This is a genomic window from Galactobacillus timonensis, assembly GCF_900240265.1.
Classification (GTDB): domain Bacteria; phylum Bacillota_I; class Bacilli_A; order Erysipelotrichales; family Erysipelotrichaceae; genus Bulleidia; species Bulleidia timonensis.
Genome location: NZ_LT964739.1, coordinates 623,235 through 645,323 on the forward strand (window position 1 = coordinate 623,235; position 22,089 = coordinate 645,323).

At 53.1% G+C, this 22,089-nt stretch carries 19 protein-coding genes; 2 read left to right on the forward strand and 17 right to left on the reverse strand.

Annotation, left to right across the window (positions count from 1 at the left end; translation table 11 throughout):
• Nucleotides 1-18 precede the first annotated feature (18 nt).
• The 17 genes from C1714_RS02910 to C1714_RS02980 all read right to left on the reverse strand — a co-directional run bounded on the left by C1714_RS02910 (nucleotide 19) and on the right by C1714_RS02980 (nucleotide 16,204).
• Entirely contained in the window at nucleotides 19-972 is a 954-nt protein-coding gene (locus tag C1714_RS02910; protein ID WP_102341781.1) for an ABC transporter ATP-binding protein, read from the reverse strand.
• Nucleotides 965-2,059, reverse strand: a complete 1,095-nt coding sequence (locus C1714_RS02915; protein ID WP_102341782.1) for an ABC transporter ATP-binding protein — start codon at nucleotides 2,057-2,059, stop codon at nucleotides 965-967. The genes C1714_RS02910 and C1714_RS02915 overlap by 8 nt, the downstream gene beginning before the upstream one ends.
• An 11-nt stretch (nucleotides 2,060-2,070) precedes the next feature.
• On the reverse strand, nucleotides 2,071-3,111 hold the full coding sequence (locus C1714_RS02920) for an ABC transporter permease (RefSeq protein WP_102341783.1): 1,041 nt from the start codon (nucleotides 3,109-3,111) through the stop codon (nucleotides 2,071-2,073).
• A gap of 1 nt (nucleotide 3,112) precedes the next feature.
• The gene (locus C1714_RS02925; protein ID WP_102341784.1) at nucleotides 3,113-4,048 is read right to left on the reverse strand and encodes an ABC transporter permease; all 936 of its coding nucleotides are present in this window, start codon (nucleotides 4,046-4,048) and stop codon (nucleotides 3,113-3,115) included.
• Between the two features lie 85 nt (nucleotides 4,049-4,133).
• Nucleotides 4,134-5,825, reverse strand: coding sequence for a peptide ABC transporter substrate-binding protein (locus C1714_RS02930; protein ID WP_102341785.1), 1,692 nt, complete (start codon nucleotides 5,823-5,825; stop codon nucleotides 4,134-4,136).
• 345 nt (nucleotides 5,826-6,170) lie between these two features.
• Entirely contained in the window at nucleotides 6,171-7,190 is a 1,020-nt protein-coding gene (gene gap / locus C1714_RS02935) for a type I glyceraldehyde-3-phosphate dehydrogenase (protein ID WP_102341786.1), read from the reverse strand.
• 40 nt (nucleotides 7,191-7,230) lie between these two features.
• Nucleotides 7,231-7,359, reverse strand: coding sequence for a hypothetical protein (locus tag C1714_RS14545; RefSeq protein ID WP_280951989.1), 129 nt, complete (start codon nucleotides 7,357-7,359; stop codon nucleotides 7,231-7,233).
• A 65-nt stretch (nucleotides 7,360-7,424) separates the two neighbouring features.
• A complete protein-coding gene (locus tag C1714_RS02940) occupies nucleotides 7,425-8,348 on the reverse strand; it encodes a GNAT family N-acetyltransferase (protein ID WP_102341787.1) in 924 nt (307 codons plus the stop codon).
• Complete coding sequence (locus tag C1714_RS02945) at nucleotides 8,329-8,637, reverse strand: signal peptidase II (RefSeq protein WP_102341788.1); 309 nt, start codon at nucleotides 8,635-8,637, stop codon at nucleotides 8,329-8,331. Before C1714_RS02945 ends, C1714_RS02940 begins: the two co-directional genes overlap by 20 nt.
• Nucleotides 8,624-9,583, reverse strand: coding sequence for a DNA-binding protein WhiA (whiA, locus tag C1714_RS02950; protein WP_102341789.1), 960 nt, complete (start codon nucleotides 9,581-9,583; stop codon nucleotides 8,624-8,626). The genes C1714_RS02945 and whiA overlap by 14 nt, the downstream gene beginning before the upstream one ends.
• Entirely contained in the window at nucleotides 9,583-10,530 is a 948-nt protein-coding gene (locus C1714_RS02955; protein ID WP_102341790.1) for a gluconeogenesis factor YvcK family protein, read from the reverse strand. The genes whiA and C1714_RS02955 overlap by 1 nt, the downstream gene beginning before the upstream one ends.
• A complete protein-coding gene (rapZ, locus tag C1714_RS02960; protein WP_102341791.1) occupies nucleotides 10,523-11,392 on the reverse strand; it encodes an RNase adapter RapZ in 870 nt (289 codons plus the stop codon). Before rapZ ends, C1714_RS02955 begins: the two co-directional genes overlap by 8 nt.
• Nucleotides 11,393-11,503: 111 nt before the next feature.
• Nucleotides 11,504-13,603: an AAA family ATPase gene (locus C1714_RS02965; RefSeq protein ID WP_102341792.1), complete on the reverse strand. Its 2,100-nt coding sequence runs from the start codon at nucleotides 13,601-13,603 to the stop codon at nucleotides 11,504-11,506.
• Entirely contained in the window at nucleotides 13,600-14,715 is a 1,116-nt protein-coding gene (locus C1714_RS02970) for a hypothetical protein (RefSeq protein WP_102341793.1), read from the reverse strand. The genes C1714_RS02965 and C1714_RS02970 overlap by 4 nt, the downstream gene beginning before the upstream one ends.
• 205 nt (nucleotides 14,716-14,920) lie before the next feature.
• On the reverse strand, nucleotides 14,921-15,097 hold the full coding sequence (locus C1714_RS13940) for a hypothetical protein (RefSeq protein ID WP_167849908.1): 177 nt from the start codon (nucleotides 15,095-15,097) through the stop codon (nucleotides 14,921-14,923).
• Nucleotides 15,097-15,261 (reverse strand): SDR family NAD(P)-dependent oxidoreductase, encoded by a 165-nt coding sequence (locus C1714_RS02975; protein WP_102341794.1) that lies wholly within the window; start codon nucleotides 15,259-15,261, stop codon nucleotides 15,097-15,099. Before C1714_RS02975 ends, C1714_RS13940 begins: the two co-directional genes overlap by 1 nt.
• 172 nt (nucleotides 15,262-15,433) lie before the next feature.
• Entirely contained in the window at nucleotides 15,434-16,204 is a 771-nt protein-coding gene (locus tag C1714_RS02980) for a hypothetical protein (protein ID WP_102341795.1), read from the reverse strand.
• Between the two features lie 116 nt (nucleotides 16,205-16,320).
• Here C1714_RS02980 and C1714_RS02985 point away from each other — a divergent pair, with 116 nt between their 5' ends.
• Both C1714_RS02985 and C1714_RS02990 read left to right on the forward strand, forming a co-directional pair.
• A complete protein-coding gene (locus tag C1714_RS02985; protein WP_102341796.1) occupies nucleotides 16,321-18,933 on the forward strand; it encodes a PD-(D/E)XK nuclease family protein in 2,613 nt (870 codons plus the stop codon).
• Nucleotides 18,930-22,073: a UvrD-helicase domain-containing protein gene (locus tag C1714_RS02990; RefSeq protein WP_102341797.1), complete on the forward strand. Its 3,144-nt coding sequence runs from the start codon at nucleotides 18,930-18,932 to the stop codon at nucleotides 22,071-22,073. The genes C1714_RS02985 and C1714_RS02990 overlap by 4 nt, the downstream gene beginning before the upstream one ends.
• Nucleotides 22,074-22,089 lie beyond the last annotated feature (16 nt).

Sequence of the window (22,089 nt, forward strand, 5' to 3'; positions counted from 1 at the left end):
ATTGCTTTCTTTGTTTACTCAGAAGGCCATCTTCTCCGCCGACCATTTGGCGAACTCTTCGTCCGTAGCCAGCACAGAGTGCGTCTTCGTCACCGCATGAATCGTACCCTTGCTGTAATCGACGCCTTCCTTGTCCTTATCGTAGGTCAGGGCTGTACGCGCCTTCTCTACGATTGGATTGGGATGGGGAATTGCCGACAGAAGGCTCTTTGTATAGGGATGAATCGGATTGGCAAAGATCTCATCCGTCGTCCCTGTTTCTACAATGTACCCCAAGTGCATAACGCCGATCCGGTCACTGATGTACTTGACCATCGCCAGATCATGGGCAATGAAGAGATACGTAATGCCCATCTCCTCCTGCAGATCGCGCATCAGGTTGACAACCTGTGCCTGAATCGACATGTCCAGCGCCGAGATCGCTTCATCCGCAATCACCAGCTTCGGGTTCATAACCAGCGCACGCGCAATGCCGATCCGCTGCCGCTGACCGCCGGAGAACTGCGACGGATAACGTGTCGCCTGTTCCCTGGAAAGTCCGACCTTGTCAAGAATGGCAAGAACCTTCTCGTTCAGATCTTCTCTGTTCTTGTAAAGATGATGAATCTCAAGACCCTCGGCAATGATCTCACTCACCTTTTTGCGCGGATTCAGCGAAGCCATCGGATCCTGGAAGATCATCTGCATATTGGTGCGCAGATATTCCTCATCCGCCTTCGACATCTTTCCACTGATGTCGCGGCCATCGAAGATTACTTTACCGGCCGTCGGCTGGTAAAGACGGATAATTGCACGTCCCGTCGTCGACTTTCCGGAACCGGACTCACCCACAAGGCCATACGTCTCGCCCTTCCAAATATCGAAACTGATGCCGTCGACGGCCTTGGTTGTATAGGTACGGGTAATGCGGAAGTGCTGCTTCAGATTCTCCACATGCAGCAAAGGCTGCGCACTATAATCAATTTCACTCATCGAGATGCGCCTCCTTCCTCATCTTCTTCAAGCGCTCAATCAGCTGCTCCGGCGGATCGACCTTCGGCGCCCGCGGATCGCACAGCCACGAAGCGACACGATGCTGGCCGCCAACATTGAACAGCGGCGGTTCCGCCTCATAGTCAATCTTCAGCGCATAAGGATTGCGCGGCGCAAACGCATCACCAACAATCGGCTCCAGCAGATTGGGCGGCGTCCCCGGGATCGCAAACAGACGCTTCGAATTCGTATCCGTATCCGGCATCGACGCCAACAGCCCCCACGTATACGGATGGCGCGGATCATAGAACACCTCGTTCACCAGACCCTTCTCAATGATACGGCCCGCATACATGACATCCACATAGTCCGCAACCTTCGCCACAACGCCAAGATCATGCGTAATATAGATGATCGACATTCCCTTCTTTTCCTGCAGGCTCTTGATCAGCTCCAGGATCTTTGCCTGAATCGTCACGTCGAGCGCCGTCGTCGGCTCATCACAGATCAGCACATCCGGATCACAGGCCAGCGCAATCGCAATGACAACACGCTGCCGCATACCGCCGGAAAGCTGATGCGGATATTCCGCAAATCGTTTCTGCGGGTTTTCGATGCCAACCTCTGAAATCAGTTCAATGGCCCGTTGCTTTGCCTCATCCCGGCTCAGATGATTATGAACAATCATCGGCTCCATAATCTGTTTCCCGATCGTCATCGTCGGATCCAGCGACGTCATCGGATCCTGGAACACCATCGCAATATGCTGACCATTGAAGCGCTCACGAATCTGACGCTGCGACAGCTTCGTCATATCCACCGTTTCACGTTCACCTTTTTCATTGGTAAACGTATAGTCGATACGGCCGCTTTCAATATGACCGTTGCTCGCAAGGATACCCATAATGGCTTTCACCGTAACAGACTTGCCCGATCCCGACTCACCAACAATCGCAATCGTCTCACCCTTGTACAGATCCATGCGCACACCGCGGATCGCATTCACCTTACCGCCCGCCGTATCAAACGAGATATTGAGGTCCCGGATACTCAGGACACGGTCTTCCTTTTTTCTTTTCTCACTCATATCCGGCCTCCTTAACGATGCTGCTGGTTGGGATCAAAGGCATCCCGCAGGCCATCCGCAAACAGGTTGAAGCTCAAAACGAGCAGCGTCAGCACAACGATCGGACATGCAATCATGTACGGATAAACCGTAAACGACTTGTAGCCCTCCGAAATCAGAGAGCCCAGCGAAGCCATCGGCGCCGGAATACCCAGACCAATGAAGCTCAGAAACGCCTCCGTAAAGATCGCATTCGGAATCGAGAACATCGACATAACGATAACCTGACCGAAGATATTCGGAAGAATCGACTTGAAGATGATCGCAAAATCCTTCGCACCCAGTGTCTTCGACGCCAGAATGAATTCACTCTCCTTCAGCTTCAGCACCTCGGCACGCGCAATCCGCGACATACCGATCCATCCCGTAATCATTAACGCAAAGATAATGGACCAGATACCGTTAGGCATCACCAGCTGCAGAAGCGTCACAACGACCAGCGTCGGAATACCATTGAGAATCTCCGCAATCCGCTGCATCACCATGTCAACCTTGCCGCCGAAGTAACCGGAAATCAAACCATAGGACAGACCGATCACAACATCGATCAGCACCGCACTCAGCGCAATAATCAGCGAAATACGGGTACCTTCCCACACACGCGTAAACAGGTCACGCCCCTGCGTATCCGTACCGAACCAGAAGTAGAGATCCTGGAACCCCTTCTCCACATACAGATCGCGCCCGTTCCACTTGCCGCCGAAGCCAAGCCACGAAAGCCCCTTGATCCGCGGCGGAAGATCCTGCCACTGAATCTGGATATCGTCAAAGGAATGACCCGAAATCATCGGCCCAATGATCGCCATCACAATGATGATCGTAATGATGATCATGCCCGCAACGGCGCCCTTGTTCTTTTTGAAGTTTGCCCACACATCGGCCAGATACGAGGTCGACGCATAGGTCTTATCCATCAGGCGCTCATTCTTCTGAACAAAGACGAAGTCACTTTCGTCATAGTCGTTCTCAATAATGGGAACGTGCTTCTCAAAGTCTTTCGAGATTTCACTCATCTTAAGCACCTTCCTTTGCGACACGGATCCGCGGATCAATGACACCGTACAGAATGTCAACCACCAGCATCACCGCAATATACATTGCCGAATACACAAAGGCACAGGCAATGACGACGTTATAGTCATTGTTCTGGATCGCATTCACCATTAACATGCCGATGCCCGGAATGCCGAACACCTTTTCCACAACCATGGAACCCGTCAGAAGATTGACCAGCAGCGGCCCCATAATGGTGACGATCGGAATCATGGTATTGCGCAGCGCATGGTGCATAATCACAATCCGCTGCGGCATACCCTTCGCCTGCACCAGCTGGATGTAGTCCGAATTCAGAACATCAATCATTTCCGAACGCGTAAAGCGCGAAATGTTTGCAATCGGAAACATGCTCAGCGAAATGACCGGCAGAATCAAAGAAGCCGCCTGCCGGTTCGCATTGTACAGAATCGGCGTCCACTGCAGCTTAAAGCCAATGAAATAGGCCAACAGCAGCGCAAACACATACGAAGGCACCGAAACACCGAGGATCGCAAGCACCGAACATAAGGTGTCGAGAAAACCGTTATGATGCAGTGCCGCCGCAATCCCAAGGAGGATTCCCAGAATCGACCCGATGAGCATCGCCAGCGCACCGATCTTGATCGACAGCAGCAGCGGCGAAGCAACAAGTACCGAAACACTCTGGTTCTTGTTCAGGACATAGGATACGCCCAGATCGCCCTTGAGCATGTTCTTGAGATAAAGACCGAAGCGAACCATGAACGGCTGATCAAGTCCGTACTTCGCATAAAGAAGTGCCCGCTGCGTTTCTGTCAGTTTTTCATCATTGAACGGAGACCCAGGCATCTTGTCCAGCATCAAAAACAGGACAAAGATAATGACGATCAGCGTCGCCAGCGCAATGAGGATCCGTTTCAGAATATATTTGGACATTGTTCTTCCTTTCTAAAAATGCCACATAAAGACGGTCTTTCGGCCGCCTTTATGTGTTAGAGGAGATAACTGTCAGAGTTATTGTTTAAGCTGCCTTCTTGATATGACGATAGGAGTCGACGGATGCGCTGTGGAACTCGATGCCCGTAACCTTCGGGTTGATCATCATAGCGCCGCCGTTCTGGTATACAGGGATCACGCCCGGATCATCCTGAACAATGATCTTCTCCGCATCCAGATAATCCTGCCAACGCTTCGCAGAATCTGTCGCATCCTCACCGGAACCAGCAGCCTTCACGAGCGCATCATAATCCGCATTGCTGTAGGAGCCGGAGTTGTTCGCCGTATTATCGGTTGTAAACAGATCGAAGTAAGTCTCCGGATCCGCATAGTCCGGACCCCAGCGGGTCAGCGCAACATTGTAATCCTTGTCATTCATCAGCTGCAGGCGTGTCTTCTTCGGCTTCGAGTTCAGTGTCACATCCATGCCGATTGCCTTCAGATTGGACTGAATATACTCTGCAACAGCCTTCGAAGCTTCGGAATCTTCATACAGCAGTTCGAACGAAACAGTATCCGTACCAAGCTCTTCCAGAGCCTTGGCATAGTATTCCTTTGCCTGATCCAGGTTGTACTCCGTCAGCTTGCCGTTTTCTTCGCGGAAGTCTTCTCCGCTCGGGCCCGTCGCAAGATCCTTCGGAATCAGTCCATCGGCACCGATCGAACCGTCCTTCAGAACATTTGTGGCGATCGTATCACGGTCAATTGCCAGGCTCATAGCCTTGCGCAGGTTGACATTTGCGAACTGCGAATTCTCCGGATGAACCGAAGTGTTGAAGTCAATCGAGAGGTACCACAGATAGCCGGTCATACGGTTCGTGAAGCCTTCCGTACCGGAGTACTGGTCAACCTGATCACCCTGCAGCTTCACAACGTCGAGGTTGCCGCTCTGGTAGTCAAGCATCGCAGACTGCGTATCCTGCAGATAACGGAACACAATCTTGTCCACATAATCCGTCATCTGATCAGCCTTGAAGTAGTCTGGGTTCTTCTCAAACGTATATTCCGATCCCTGCTGATAGCCGGTCATCGTATACGGTCCGCAATACAGCAGGTTGTCCGGAGACAGTGCAAACTGATCACCCTGAGACTCATAGAACTTCTGGTTCAGCGGGAAGAAGGACGGGAACGCAAGCAGCGACAGGAAGAAGTCGCACGGAAGCGTCAGCGTAACCTCGAGCGTCTTGTCGTCGACGGCCTTCACGCCCAGTTCGGACGGATCCGCTTCGCCAGCATTGACGGCTGCCGCATTAGCGATATGAACCGTATCAAGAATGAATGCATATTCGGAAGCAGTATCCGGATTATCGAGACGCTGCCATGCGTAGACGAAGTCGCTCGCCGTAACAGGATCGCCATTGGACCACTTCGCATCCGCAAGATGGAACGTATAAACCAGACCATCATCACTGACATCCCAGCTCTCCGCCAGTTCCGGAAGCGGGCTGCCGTCAGCCGCAAGTTCCGTAAGTCCGGACATGACAAGCGACTGCATGATGAAGGAGTTTCCATCGGTAGCGATTTCATAGTCCATTGTGTTCAGGTCCGCATCGATTGCGACTGTCACAGTCGACGCATCACCGGATGCCGAGCCGCCGGATGCAGCACCGTCGGTTGACGTAGCGCCGGAAGTAGAACCGCCGCCTCCGCATCCTGCCAGCATCGCAGCTGCCAGTGCGAGTGCCAGTGGCTTTTTTAGATCGGTTAGATCTGCCATTATTTATTCCCCCTTTCATTTGGAATAGAAAAAGTATAAGAGCCAATAAAAATATTTACAATAATAATTTTCACAAACATTACACTTTTTCACCACTATTTTTTCAGATATTATGAAACTTCTTACATTAGCTTTTCTTCATATTTCCTGGAGTATTTGTCAGAAATCAGCTTGTTTTTCGTCCAATTTCTAACTTTCTCTTAACTTTTCTGGAATTTTCCGATTTATTCACAGCGATTTTGTTTCATTGACGAGTTGATCAAAACTTGCCTTCCATATGAAAACCCCGGTCAGATTTACTCTGGCCGGGGCCTGATGTTTCAATTAGCTTTCGTGATGTAAGAATTACTTCACGTTAGCGAAGTACTTGATGGTACGAACCATCTGCGAAGTGTAGGAGTTCTCGTTGTCATACCAGGAAACAACCTGAACTTCTGCAGTGTTGTCGTCAATCTTCAGAACCATCGTCTGCGTAGCATCGAAGATGGAACCATGTGTCTCATCGATGATATCGGAAGAAACAATGTCCTCTTCGTTGTAAGCGAACGAATCAGATTCTGCAGCCTTCATCGCAGCGTTGATCTTGTCAGCCGTGATGTCCTGTCCCTTAACAACCGCGAACAGAAGCGTCGTGGATCCTGTAGGAGTCGGAACACGCTGAGCAGCACCGATCAGCTTACCATCGAGTTCCGGAAGAACCAGACCGATTGCCTTAGCAGCACCGGAGGAAGCCGGAACAATGTTGCAAGCCGCAGCACGGGAACGACGCAGGTTACCCTTTCTCTGCGGACCATCGAGGATCATCTGATCACCCGTGTATGCATGAACCGTGCACATAATGCCGGCCTGAATCGGATATGTATCATTCAGAACCTTAGCCATCGGAGCCAAGCAGTTCGTCGTGCAGGAAGCAGCGGAGATAATCTTGTCTTCCGGAGTCAGCGTCTTCTCGTTAACGCTGTAAACAATTGTCTTCAGATCCTTGCCGGCCGGAGCGGAAATAACAACCTTCTTGGCGCCGGCATTGATGTGAGCCATCGACTTCTCCTTGGAAGTATAGAAGCCTGTGCACTCGAGAACAACGTCAACATCCAGAGCTCCCCAAGGGCAGTTGTTAGCGTCCTTCTCCTTGTAAATCTTGATTTCCTTGCCGTCAACGGAAATTGTTCCCTTCTCGTCATCAGCGGAAATCGCATGATCCCACTTGCCATGAGTCGTATCGTGCTTGAGCAGATAAGCCAGCATCGAAGGCGTCGTCAGATCGTTGATCGCAACAACCTCATAGCCCTCGGAGACAAACATCTGCCGGAATGCGAGACGACCAATACGACCGAATCCGTTAATCGCAACTCTTACATCTGTCATGAAATTTATGACCTCCTCTATGTTGCACGATAATTATATCTCAGACCCACGCTTCGTCAATCGCCCAAAGCTTCACAAAATGCGCATTCTGCCGCATCATTGCCAATTTTCCAATGACGCGGCCGGCGCCTGCTGCTGCATAGCGGGGAAGGTGAAAAGACCATTGCATCCACAGCACCCTCCTTAAGAAAACATGCCGGGAAGATCGCTCTTCCGGGCATGCCTGATCCCTGTTCAATACCGCTCATTGAAGTTCAGTGGACGACTGCTGAGCTCAAACGCCTCTTTTGCCGACGAAACCTGTGCCCTAAACAGCCTTGAAAACAACTCCGGCTGATTGAGACGCACAACCGCCGAATCATAGGACATCCGTTGCGCCGAAGGGAAGAGGCGGCTCATGTTTTCCGCACTGCTCACATCGAGAATGACGCGCTGGCGCATCGTCAAGGCAGTATTGACCAGCTTCCAGATTGCCAGCGAATCCGTATAGACAAGCTCATCGATCCAACCGTCACGGCCCCGCATCGAAATTACCGCATAGCCATGAAGCTGGTTGTCTTCGCCATAGTAGCCGACAAGCCTGCCCCCGACCGCATTGACCTCCCGCTGCAGATTCTCAAAGTAGCGAAGGGTGCGCGCCTTGAAACCGTTAAAGCGGCGAATATAGGTACTGTATACCTTCAGAAGATCGCCTGCCGGCACATCATAGACAATGCCGTCCCGCGACAGCTCGCGGCAGTCCGGCCGCTGCAGAAGATAGCGCTGCCGCGTATAGACAGGCTCAAATCCCCATTGCGCATAGTTATCCACCGTATCGATGCCGTTGGGAACGATCAGGGTCACAAGCTCCTGATGACTGCAGGCATCAACGACCGTATCCATCAGCCGGTGCATCCGCCCATGGCCCCGGCAGTCAGGAACCGTACAGGCACCCGAAATGACACTTGCCTGCAGAATTCTGCCATTGAACAGAAGCGAATGACGGATCCGGAACACTTCCGCCGCAATCATTCCGTTTTCCACATCGACATAGGCATCCTGCGGACGAATGACATTGTCAAAAAACACATCCGCCCAGGCCCGGCTGCGGTTCGTCCAGCAGCGCTCATAGACCTCCTTCAGATCCTGCGTACGGAAATCAACGGCCAGCTGGATCATGTTCCGTGTCCTTTTCTTCTTCGCTCACTTTTTTCGTAAAGCTGGCATCGATGACGTTGATGCTTTCAGGCTCCGAGTCTGACAGTTCTTTCTTCTCTTCGTTGAGGACCTTTCTGCCAAGCTGCTCCGCCTGCGACACATCATGACGCGTACGCATAAAGCCGGCAAAGGCAATGACAACCGCAATTGTCGCCACCGGCGTATATTTTCTTGCCCCGATATAGAAAATGATGATGATCGCCACCGCCAGGGCAAATGCGATGAGGATTTTCTTCTTACTGCTGTTCATTGTGTTCCACCTGCCTTATCTTTTCCGCAAGCTCATGAATCCTGACGAAGCGGTGCTTCAGACCCGACTTGCTCACAGGGGAACCGGTCTTTTGAAGGAACAGTTCCGCCAGCTCATTGAGCGTCGCCTCCGGATTTTCCCTGCGCAGCTCCATCACTTCCTTGAGCTTCGGGTCCATACTGCGCATATCCATATGCTCTTCCAGCAGCTGAATGTCTTCCAGCTGCCGGCCCGCCGCCTGCATGCTTTTGACTTCATTTGCCACATCCACGTTATTGAGACGCTGAATGTTGTTGCTCATGTCGCGCGAGATGCGTTCATTCTCGAATGCCATCAGCTGCTGGTCCGCACCGATGACGCGCAGAAAGTCGCCGATCTTCTCCGCCGCCTTCACATAGACGATGCTGTGGCCGCGCCGCTCAATCTGCTTCGAAGGAATGTAGAAGCGCTCCAGCAGTTCCATCAGAAATGACGCATGTGCCGGGTTTGCCGCCTTGATCTCAAGATGGTAGGAACTTGTCGAAGGCGAATTGACCGAGCCGTCCGCCATAAACGCCCCCCGCAGATAGCAGCGTGCACAGTTGTCCTTGGCCACGATCGTCTTCAGCGGCCTGTCCAGAAGGCCTCTGGCACTGTAAATGCCGAGATCCTTGAGAATATCCGTCACCGGCCCGTAGACCCTGAGAATATAGACAAGATTCTTGTGCAGATTCATCTTGCGCCGCACCATCGGCTCGATGCGCACCTCCGCAAACCTCTCCCTTAGCAGCCGGTACACGCACCGCGAAACAGGCGCATTCTCCGTCTGCACCAGCAGTGTCATGCCCTCATGCGTAATCGAAAGCGAAGAAGTAAGCTGAATCAGAGCCGAAAGCTCCGCCCGCGCCTCATCGCCCTCCGCCTTGAGCAGAGAAGTTTCAAGTTTTACGTCCTGGGTAAATGACATCAGATCTCCTGCAGAAGGTCCCGCACCGCCGCCTCAATCCGCTGTGGATCATGGCGGATCAGATCATTGTCAAACGTCAGCAGATGCTTGGGATAAATAGCGTAATCATGCGACGCATCACGCACCATGACCGGCGTACTGTCCTGTGCCGCATAGCGTTCCACTGCCGATTGCGGCAGTGGATCATCCGCCACCACGACGCCATCGACACATGCGCCATGATCGATCAAAGCCCGGACATGATCTTCAACACTGTAGCCGTCGGTTTCCCCGGGCTGCGTCATGGCGTTGCAGAAATAAATGCGTCGTGCCCGTGTCTTTTGAATGGCATCACAGATATCGGGGATGATCACGTTTGGAAGAATGGATGTATAAACGGAACCGATGCCGTAGATGATCAGATCCGCATCCAGAATCGCTTCCACAGCCTCCGGTGTCGCCTTGACGTCGCAGTCATAGAACACCTTCTTGATATGGTTGTTCATGTTGGGAATGTTGGCTTCACCGCGTACGATAACGCCGTCATCCATGCGTGCATAAAGTTCAATGACCTGGGTCGTAGCCGGAATGATGCGGCCCTTGACGTTGAGGACGGCGCCGATCTTCTGAACGGCTTCAAAGAAGCTGCCGCACTGCTTCGTCATGGCGGTCAGAATCAGGTTGCCAAGGTTGTGTCCCTGCACATCCTGTTCCGTCCCGTCCGGATCTTCGAAGCGGAAGTTCATCAGGTCGCTCATCATCGACTCTTCCGCAGCCAGAGCAGTCATGACGTTGCGGATATCGCCCATGGCGGGGATATGAAACTGCCGCCGCAGACGGCCCGTCGATCCGCCGTCATCCGCGACGGTGACGATGGCTGTGATGTCGATGTTGTCAATATTCTTGATGCCGCGGCAGATGGTGCTCTGCCCATGGCCGCCGCCGATCACGACTACCTTCTTATTCATGCGTCAGCCACTCCTTCTCGTCACGGTGCGACTTGTATACGTGATATGTGGTCTTGTAGTGGTCATACAGGAAGTTGGTAATGGCCACGGAACGATGCTGACCGCCCGTACATCCGATGGCAACCGTAAAGTGATTCTTGCCTTCCTTTACATACTGGGCAAAGGAATAGTCAAGAAACGACAGAAGACGCTTCAGAAACTCCTGCGTCTCAGGTTTGTCCATGACGTAGTGATAGACGTTGTCATCGTTGCCGGAAAAGATGCGCAGCTTCGGCTCCCAGTACGGATTCGGCAGGAAACGGACATCGATCATCAGATCCGCATCCATCGGCACACCGTACTTGTATCCGAAGGAGACGAAGCTGATCGAAAACGAAGGCGCCGCATCCTTCGAAAAGTACTGCTCAATCATCTGCTTAATATCATGCGCAGATGTAAACGACGTATCAATGGTAACGAAGGAGGAGTTGTTGGTCTGCGACAGCATCTGCCGCTCCACTGCGATCGCCTCTTCCAGCGTATTTGCCGTATTGCTCAGAAGCAGCGGATGAATGCGCCGCGTCTGCTTGTAGCGGTGAATCAGGACGCTGTCTGCCGCATCCAGGAACATGACCCTGACTTCAATGCCCTGCCCCTTCAACGTCCGCAGGAAGACCGGAAAGTCCGCCGCACTCGTCGAAAGCGCAATATAGCTGTAGCGCGGATCGGTACTGGTCTCGATCATATCAACCAGCAGCGACAGCAGCTGAATCGGAAAATTCTCGATGACGTGGTATCCCATGTCTTCAAGAATACTCATCGCCGTCGACTTGCCGGCGCCGCTCATTCCACTGACAAGAACTACATGTTTCGTTTTTTCCATAGATCGGCCTCCGGATCATTTTAGCATGCACAGGCCGCAGAAAAACCAGGTCCCCGTTTAACAACGAAGACCCGGTTAATAATTCATGGGATTCCGTTACGATCCGCTCCCTCAGGCGTCTTCCTTCTCTTCGGCCTCATCCATCTTCAGATCAAAGTCAGAGAGACGCAGCTCATCGAGCTTCTGACCCGGATCCTTCATGACGCGTTCCGCCTGATGGAGAATCGCCTCCTCAATCGTATTTCTTGCGAAGCGCCCGTTGCCTGCTTCTTCGGCACGGGTACTCTGCACTTCCGTAAAGTAATCCAGCAGCGGCTTGCGCGCATCGTCAGCGATGACGTAGCCCTTGCCTTTGGCCTGCAGATCAGCAATCTGCAGCAATTCTTCGCCGGTATAGTCCGGGAAGTCGATCTGATTCGGGAAGCGTGACTTCAGACCGCTGTTAGCGTCAAGGAACTCCTTCATCTCCCGCTTATAGCCGGCAAGGATCACGATCAGATCGCCGCGATAGTCTTCCATTGCCTTCACGATTGTATCAATCGCTTCCAGGCCGAAGCTGTCGTTACTGCCGCGGTAGAGGGAATACGCCTCATCAATGAACAGGACGCCGCCCAGCGCCGACTTGATGACGCTCATCGTTAACGGTGCCGTCTGACCGACGTATTGCGCCACCAGGTCCGCCCGCGTCACTTCCACAAGCTGACCCTGACTCAGGGCTCCGATCGCCTTCATATACCGTGCCAGAAGACGTGCAATCGTCGTCTTTCCTGTACCCGGATTTCCGGTAAAGATCATGTGCCGCGACACTTCCGCAGCTTTCAGACCCTGGGCCCTGCGCAGCTGATTGAGAGCGATATGCGACTGCAGCGAGTGAATATAATCTTTGATCGGCTTCAGGCCGACGATTTCATCCAGTTCCGCATTCACCGCATCGATTTCCTCCTGCGACGTACGTGAACGAAGCAGCGAAACCTTCTGATCCCCAAACTGTGCACACGGCTTATCATCCACAAGCCTGACCGGCACCGGTTTGCTCAGGTCAACATCGTTATGGAGAACATATTCTGAAAGAACAACATAGAAGTCATTGAACAGCGAATTGATCGCATCCGCACCCGCCGACTTATCGTAGTTCTTCACGATCCAATCGCTAACCGCATCATCCAACCGGATATCGAGCTTCAGCTGCCCCTGCACACGTTCCATGAAGTTCTGCCGCTGCGCAGAAACATAGGCCGCCGCCGAAGAAGCATCAAACGCATCGAGCTTCACCGTATCAAGGACGTGATAGAGAAAATCGGCTCCGAAGGCATCCTGCACCGCCGACGTACCCTTCGACGTCAGAAACACAAGATAGAAGCCTTCCGCCGAAAAATGATCCACCGCATCCTTCACAAGACCCGTCTGATTTTCAACGAGTACGCCCTTGTTCAGAACATAGCGCTTTGACAGCGTCATCGTACCCTTGCATACGAGGTCATTGATCATCCGCAGAAACGGTGCAAAGCCGCTTTCGAAGTTTTCGAAGGTAATAATTCTGCCCTCTCCGGAAAGCGCCTGATACAGATCCTGAAGGAAGATGCCTTCCTGCGCCGCCGAAGAATACTGACTCAGATCCAGCGTATATACCTCGTCACTGCCGAGCAGCTGATGTGCGTTCATGCGCTGTGCCATCGTCTTGACGCTGACGTGGCGTCCGGATCCGTTGGGACCCGTGACGAGAATGACATTCTTTGCCTGACCCTTGCCCGTCCCCATGACATAGGGGCGCCGGAACGCAGCACACAGCGAATGGACCGCATCTTTCTGACCGATGATGCGTTCGTTCATTTCCTTTTCAATCTGCTGAAAAGCCTCAGCGTCATTGATCTCTTCTGTCTGCGGCTTTTCTTCCGTATCCTTTTCCGACAGTCCGTAATCTTCACGGATCTCTTCCTGCATACGTTCCATGTCCTGGCTGCTGAGACCGTTTTCTTTGGACATCTGTTCCAGATCTTTCTGCTGGCTGTTCAGGATCTTTTTGAGCTCATGAAAGGCATTGTCCGCCGACCTGAGCATACCGTTAGTTACGGAAGAAGACATTTCGCCGCCATCCTTCTTTGCGCTGCCGTCGTCGAGACTGGTCACGGTTGTGTCGCTGCCGCTCAATGTGCGGCGCTTGCCCATGACTTCGCGGTAGAGCCGCTGCTTTTCGTCATCGAGATCACTCATACAGACTCCTGTGACTTTTCTTCATTGTTCTGCTGCTTTTTTAGCATCGCAGCGATATCGTTTTCATCCGACATGCCGTCTCTTCTGAGCATGGCATCGAGGGTATTCATATCTGCCGCAAGATTGCTCGAGTCATATTCCGACATAGAAGGAATCAGACGTTCCCGCATCGCCGCATTGATGTGATTGATCGTCTTCTTGAGATTTTCCTCATTCTCTTTGTAGTTGGGATCCGTAGCCACATTCTGCATCTTCGTATACTGCCTGAGAATCTGAATCAGATACGGAAGATAGGTCTCATAAAGCTTTGTCAGCTTATCACTGCTCTTGGGAAACTTCTCTTCCAGTTCCCCAAGCTGCTTCAAAAGCGCCGACGTCTCATACAGAGAATTACTGATCGCCTCATCCGGAATATCATTGTTCAGTTCATTGATCGTTTCCCTGAATTTTTCTGCGCGTGAATGCGGCACATCCTTCGCCGCGTTCTGTGCGGCGCCCGTGTCTTTTGAGTGGACGCTGGTATCCGTGTCATCCGCAAACCGCTCGCCTGACTTTACAAACTCCGCATCCACGACCGGGCCGCTTGTATTAGTATTTGTTGAAGCGAAATCCATGCTGTAGGCAGCACTGCCCTCCGAAGCGTTTTTGGCAAGATCCAGCAGCGCATCGAACATGCAGTTGTAAAGATCGCCGTTGGCGGCACGGAAATTTTCCATGTTGGCATAGCGCTTTCTTCCCATGCTTACCTGCAGCTGTTCCATCGAGCGATAGTTGTCATTCGGATTTGTCAGAAGAATATGCGTACCGTTGACGACCAGTTCCACTGTCCGCGTCGTCCGATAGCGTTTCATAAGATAGACGTTGACACGTGCCTTCTTATCTGCAGAATGCAGGGTATCGCCGCTGGTGTAGCGTGTACGGGAGCGGCCGGAAAAGCGTGTACCGCGGTGCGTTTCGCTTTTGGCGGAGGAAGAATTCCGGATCAGTGCAATGACTGCCCAAAGGCCGAGAACGATGGCGAGCAGCGGCAGAAAACCCTCAATGATGCTGGGAAAAAATATTAATAGGAAGATAATCCAAAACCAGCTGCCGTTGTTTGATCTTCTGCCCATAATTACCTCTTCGTTGTGAATTATATCATAGGCTTTTTTCAGAAAAACAACAGGGTGAGGGGGGATCGATCAACGTTCTCTGAAATTACCCTAAACATTTTAGAAACGGCCGCCCGTGTTCTTCAGTCCCACCGGCGCAGTGGAAACAGAAAAGAAAAAACAAAACCCGGGAAAAGACTGTTGAAAGCAGTCGTTTCAGTTCTGCTCAACGTAGATCGTGTTGTTTTCCGTAGTCGACCGTTACAGTTGTGGCGGACTCGGAAGGATTCGGCCCTGTTACCTTGTCACGCTTCTGGGTCGCTTCGGCGACAGCCTGCGAATATGCGGAGCCGCTCGCTCCCAGCGCCGCATCCCGTTCCCTTGCGGCCAGCGCCTGACTCATCAGCTCGAGGCCGCCTTGCTGGAAGCGTAGAATCCGCTTGCCACGGAAGCTTCGCACCCTGCAATGAAAGAAACGTTGATGATCGCTCCGCTCTTCTTTGCACGCATGACGGCAAGCACCTTTTGAATCAGCGCAATGGGGCCGAAGAGACTGGTGCTGTACATCTACGATAACATCCACGGTATGAAAGCGGCCATGCATGCATCAAAGGTCTTCAGCATCGAAGCCGCATCTTTCAGATCCATCGGCAGAAATAAGCGAAGGAAGAGCGAAAGAAAAGAACAGACTCCTCTTTTGGAATCTGTTCCTTCATCACGCCTGTTGAACATGGATCTCTTATCTCTGCCGCGGCAGATGCCACATTTCAGAAAGGCTCAGAAATTCGATGCGGTCCGCATTGGCCTTGGCCTGACGGCGCTGCTCCTGCAGATTTCCATCGAAGCGTTCGCGGCGGATATCGCGGTTCATCATATAAAGAACATACGCCAGTTTCTTCATATAGAACCATAACACGATGTACTCCCGGATCAGCGGCTCCCGATCATCGGTGACGGCCAGCGACGCGGCAGCGGTTTCCTTCAGCTGTTTCGAGGAGGCAATCATTTCTTCCAGCAGCCGATCATAATTGCTGTAGCGCTGACCGTCCACCTGCCGCTGCAGACGTCCCGCCTTCTCAGTCGCAAACTGCTGCCAGACGGAGACGATCTGATCCGCATCCTTCGCCTCCATGACGACAATCTGGTTTCTGTAGGGATACAGCAGCGCACCCTGCTCCGTCAAACAGTAATAGAGACCGCGCGCCGTAATATAGCTGTAATCGTTGGCCGGAACCAGAATCAAAGCCCTGTCATCTTCGAACAGAAGATACGGCACACGGATCGGCCGCCCCTCGAGCTTGAAAATATCCTTATAGTGAATGATCCGGTTGGAGATGGCACCCTTCTGAACATCCGTCCCTTTGCCCGCAATCAGATATACATCCGGTGACACGGCAAGTATCTGTTGAAACGCGGAATCAATTTCCGCCTCCGGCGCACCGGAATAATCTTTTAAAGGACCCTTGTACTCACAAGTCTCTGCTCCTTCAATGATATCCTGTATTGTCATAGCGCTGCTTTCCTTCCCGTATTTTAACCGGGAATGCTTGGTTCATAAAATTATATCATTTATCTTATTATTGACTGGCATAAATTTACGACATTCTGCTGCTATATAATTTATCCATGAAAACGATCATCTGTTCCAGCTACATTCAGCCTGCTTTGTATCATCAGCTTGCCAACGGCTCCGGCGGCGTCAGCGACGTCCGTCTGATTCCGCTGGGCGCACTGTTTCCCCATGCCGAAGAAGGCGACGCAAATGCCCTGCTATTGAAGGCACGCCGTCTGCTTCTCGAGCATCAGTCGCAGTTTCCGATCTATCGCGACATGTTCTCCTATCCTGCCTTTGTCGAGGAACTGTTGACATTTGCCCGTTCGATCTGCCTCTATCAGATTGATCCCGCTGAACTGCCGGGGGATTCGGCAAGCGAAGCCGAACTTCGCACCATGCTCGCATTACTGGTGACGCTTGATCTCAGGGAGAAGGAAGTCGGCAAACAAAGAGAGGAAACCTATCAGGAAATCCGCTCCATCCCCGATCTTTCCATCCATACAACGTTTGAATCCTCGATCTTCGACTACCGCTTTGAGAAACAGCTGATCATTGACGGCATCCCTGCCACAACCGTACGGCAGAGTGAACCGGCCACTGTCAGCCTGCGCGAAGCGGATCTTCCCCGCGAAGAACTGGAGGCGATCGTTCAGGATATCTGCCTCCACAATAAGCCGGCCAACATCATTCTTGTCAGCTACAGTGCCCAGTATCCTGTCCTGCGCCAGATCCTCTCCCGCTATCAGGTACCCTATACCAGTTTCAAGGAACCGGAAACGATCCATGTCCCGCGGATCTACGGCTCTTTGGCTGAGCTTGCCCTGAAGAAGGATCTGACAAGCTTTCTTTATGCCCTGAAATCCGATGCCTTCCCGCAGCGCTGCCCTCTGGATCTGCAGACCTGGCTCGCCAGCTCCATGTCAGAGCTTTCCTGCCCCGAGCCTGTACTTTCCGATCGCTTCCATGATGCCAAAGCCGAAGAATTTTACGGCACACGGGCCAAAGACTATTTCGCCTCCATTCAGGATTCACTTGACCTGCTGTTGAACACAACTTCCCCAAAGGAGGCGTTGAGCGCCGCGTATCAGATCATCTGCCAGCATCCCATCATTCAAAACGCGGCAGATAGGGCGGCCGCCTTCGCTTTGTACAACACACTGCGCGAAGCCGGGCCGATGGCGGAAGACGAATCGTCTGCCCTCTTTCTCATCCACGCCATCGAACGCACCGGCGCACAATCATCCCACCGCCAGGGCAGCTTCGTAACCGTCACTGATCTTTCGCATCCTGTTGATGCGCAGGCACGCACCTACGTTGCCGGCTGCGCGGGATCTTCCTATCCGGGCTTTGAAGGCATGAAGGGTCTTTTCGATGAGGCGTATATTTCCAAGGTGTCCGGCTATCCGACGCTGAAGGAACGCCATGACGCCTACATCGACCAGCTCGACTGGATCAGACACAGCGCCAGCGAAGAACTGATCTGGTCCTATGCCTCGGAAGACTACGAAGGCCGCGAAGTGCAGCTCGCCTATGACGTTGAATCCATGTTTGAACGCGGCAGCGCAAAGAAGTGGAACGTTCTGCGTCTGGAACCGGTCAAAGAGCCGGAGCATCATCTGAGCAGCGAACTGATGCACAGTCTCATTCTGCGGGACGGTAAAATCTGCGGCTCCGTTTCCAGCATCGAGCGCTGGTTCAACTGCCCCTATTCCTGGTTCCTCGCCTACGGCATCCGCCTTGGCCAGAAGGAGCGCACTGCTCTTGACCCCCGCTCCATCGGCACAATCGCCCACGCCGTACTGGAGCAGAGCGTCCAAACGTACGGCAAACAGTATGCCGCCCTTGGCAAAGCCTCCATCCGCACCTGGATGGAACCGTTCTTCGATACCCTCAAGGCCATGTACCCGAATAGAAGCGGCATGATCTCTCTCACCATGGACCGGCTGACCCTGGCTCTGGAACAGGCGTTTCTGTTTCTGGAAGCCTATGAGCGCCACACATCGTTCCAGCCCGCATTTACGGAGCGTCACTTTGAAGAGGAGATCGTCGACGGTGTGAAGCTGAGGGGTATCTTTGATCGCATCGACACCAAGCCTCAAGGAGCCGAAGGCGAGGGATTAGTCCGCATCATCGACTACAAGAGCTCGATCAAGACACTGAGTGAAAACCAGTTCAAGGCCGGCCTGCAGCTGCAGCTGCCGACGTATCTTGTCGCCGTCGATGATGCGGGGTACGGCAGGCCTACCGCCACCTGGTACATGTCTCTCAAGAGCGCTCCCTTTACCATTCCGGCAGGTACCGTATCGCGCAATGTCTATACCGAAGTCATTCCGGACGAGGAATGGCTGAAGGCACAGTTCATCAAAAACCGCCGCCTCACGGGCTGGAACTGCGATGAAACCCACATCGTGGAACAGGACGATGACGGCTCGTTCATCAAGTCTCTCACCAAAGGACATGACTATTCCGCGCTGCGGGACGATACGCTTTCCCTTTATTCGCTGTTTAGGGATGAGGTGCTGAAGGGAACGATCGATCTGAAGCCGATCGCAACCTCTTCTACGTCCAGTGCCTGCACCTATTGTCTGTTCCGCAGCATCTGCCGCTTCCATGGCGCCATGGGTAAACCGGTGCCTCTTGTCGGCAATGATTCGAACAATGAAGAAACGGAGGAAGACGCATGAGCACACGCTTCGATAACGAACAGAAGGAAGCCATCAATGCGACCGGCACCAGCGTCCTGGTCAGCGCTTCCGCCGGTGCCGGCAAGACAGGTGTTCTTGTGGCACGTCTCATCAAGCGGTGTCTGGACGATAGGATTCCGATCAGCCGCATCCTTGCGATCACCTTTACCGAAGCCGCCGCTTCCGAGATGAAGAAGCGCCTCGCCGCCGGTCTCCATGATCGTGCCGCATCCGGCACTACGCAGGACGAGCTGAACTGGATCAATGACCAGCTCATCGCCCTCGATACAGCCAAGATCACAACGATCGACAGCTACTGCCTCTCGATCATTCAGAAATACTGCAACGTCATCGGCCTCGATCCGGCAACGGGTGAACACATTCTTTCCGGCGGCCAGGTGGAAGCCTACAAAAAGCAGGCCTTCGAAGATGCCGTCAACGCATATGAGAAGGACCATCACGATCTGTTGCTCGCGGTTCTTGAAACGATCTCCCCGCGTCCCGAAGACTACGACACCCTCTACGACGCCCTGGAGGAAATCGTCAGCCACGCTTCTGCCAGCGACGATGAAGCCGCCTGGTATGGCAAGGCCAAAGAAGCCGTAAAACCGGTCCGTACCTTCCGCCAACTTCCGGAAGGCATCAAAAAAGAGTATCTCGCCTCTTTTGATCTGCGCCTGCATACGATTGAAGATGCTCTGGTACAGATGAAGGAGCGCACCGCCGACAACAAAAAGCTTAAGACGGAACTGATTGATGCCAAGCTCGCCTGCACACGCAACTGCGAAGCACTGCTGGAAGAGAGCAGCTGGGAGCCGTTCCGTCAGGGACTGATTGCCCTGGCCGAACAGAAGACACCGCCCCTGACCAAGGACGAGGTCTACACCGCCATCCGCAAGAACATGGATGCGGCCCTCAAAGCCTGTGTCCAGGATGCCTACAGCGAAGATGTTCTGGTCCAGGATGCCAACGAAGTCGGCCCCCTCATCGCCGGTCTGATCGATCTGGCGCAGCTCTATGAAGAACGCTTCCAGCAGCTCAAGCGCCGGGATGCGTGCATGGATTTCAGGGACATGGAACACTATGCCCTCGCTATCCTGAGAGCCAATAACGGCGAAACGGCAGCCGCCATCCGCGACACTCTCGATGAAATCATGGTCGATGAGTTCCAGGACACCAGCGTCCTGCAGAACACGATCATCGAAGCCATCGCCAGACCGGACAATGTCTTCCGCGTCGGCGATGTGAAGCAGTCCATCTACCGCTTCCGCCAGGCAAAGCCCGATCTGATGCGCTCCCTGATGAAGGATCCGGCCAACCGGTGCATCACTCTGCGTCACAACTACCGTTCCATGGCTTCGATCATCGAATTTACCAACCGCCTCTTTGTACGGGCCATGAATGTGCCCGGCCTCAAGGACAGCTATGGTGCCCTTGACACCGTCACACCCAACAGCGACCGTCAGAAGGAAGATCCGGTTCCTGTCGAATTCATCAACGTCACTGATGATCCGGAAGATGAACTGACTTCCAAACAGCTCAAGAGCACCTGGATCGCCTCGCGCATCCTCGAAGAAAAGCAGAACGATCCTTCCCTGAAGTTCTCCGACTTCTGTATCCTGACGCGGGGACACGCCGACAAGACGTATCTTCGCTCCGCCTTCGATGCGGCATCGATTCCCTATGACATTGATGCCCGGGAAGGCTTCTTCCAGTCCCGCATGGTACTGACGGTGACGGCGTTCTGCCGCGCCCTGAGCAATCCCTCCGACGCCATCGCCCTGACTTCGGTTCTTACGTCTTCGTTCTATTCCTTTACGGATGAAGAGCTTGCAAGAATGGTCATTGACGGCGGCAGTCTTGTGGAAGGCCTCAAAATGGATCATCCCGAAGTCATCGAAGAGCTCAACGAATTGCGTACCATCGCCGCCCGGGAAGGCATCGACCGCTTTCTCAGCGAGCTGGCACGTAGACATGATTTCCTCGAACGTCAGAGCCGCCAGGAACAGGCAAACTTCGACGCCCTCTTTGACAAAGTCATTGCCGGCGGCTTTACAACTCTGGCCGATCTTGTGGAGTACATGAATTCCTCCGAAAACGAATCAAGCTCCCAGGCCATCTCCAAGGGCCGCGACGCCGACGTCGTAACGGTTACGACCATTCATCACTCCAAGGGACTGCAGTACAAGTTTGTATTCCTTTGGTCCACTTCACGCAACAGCTACCGCGACCGTTCGCAGCCGCTGATCGTGGATGATGAACTGTATGCCGGCATCAACCGGCTCGATACCAGATGGAGCGCACGCCGCCCCTCGGTCTACTTCACCGCCATCGCCAACAAGGGCAACCGCGAAGATCTCGAAGAATTTACGCGTCTTCTCTATGTCGCGATTACCCGTGCCGAAAAGCGTCTCATCATCGTCGATGCCGGTGTCAAAAAGCCGGATGCTTCGAGACCGGTTACGCTTTCGTTACTCAATCAGCGCGGCGGCATGTCCGCTCTTATCCTTTCATGCATGATTGACAACGACATGCTCCGGTATGAAGAGATCGCCCCCGCCGACATTACCAACCGCGATTTCAAGCCCGAAGTCTATGCAGAGACACTGCCCCGCTATCAGGGAGAGGCCATCGAAGAAACGATCGACGGCACACCAAGCGGCCTGGAATACACCGTTCTGCCGACGCTTGATCTTGCGAAGGAATACCATACAGGCACAAACTATGGAACCCTGCTTCATGAATCGGTGGAAAAGCTGCCCAACCGCATGTGGACTGAAGACGATCTCAAAGATCTTGAAATCCCTGAAGCCGGAAAGAAGGCGATTCTTGCCTTCGGCAACAGTGACCTCTACCGGCAGGCTCTGCAGATGGAGATCCACAAGGAGTTCCCGTTCTACTATGAAGAAGGAAACCGCACGATGCACGGTTCCATGGACTTTGTCGCCATCGGTGAAGACCATATTCTGCTGATTGACTTCAAGACGGATGCCAAGACTCCCGAAGCGATCCGCAAAGCCTACAGCGGCCAGCTCAACGCCTACCGCCACGCCCTGGAAGTTCTCTTCCACAGGCAGGTGGATGCCTATGCCTGGTCGTTTCATAACAACTGTTCCGTTATGATCGATCCCGAGCAGTGATGAAAACAGCCTCCTG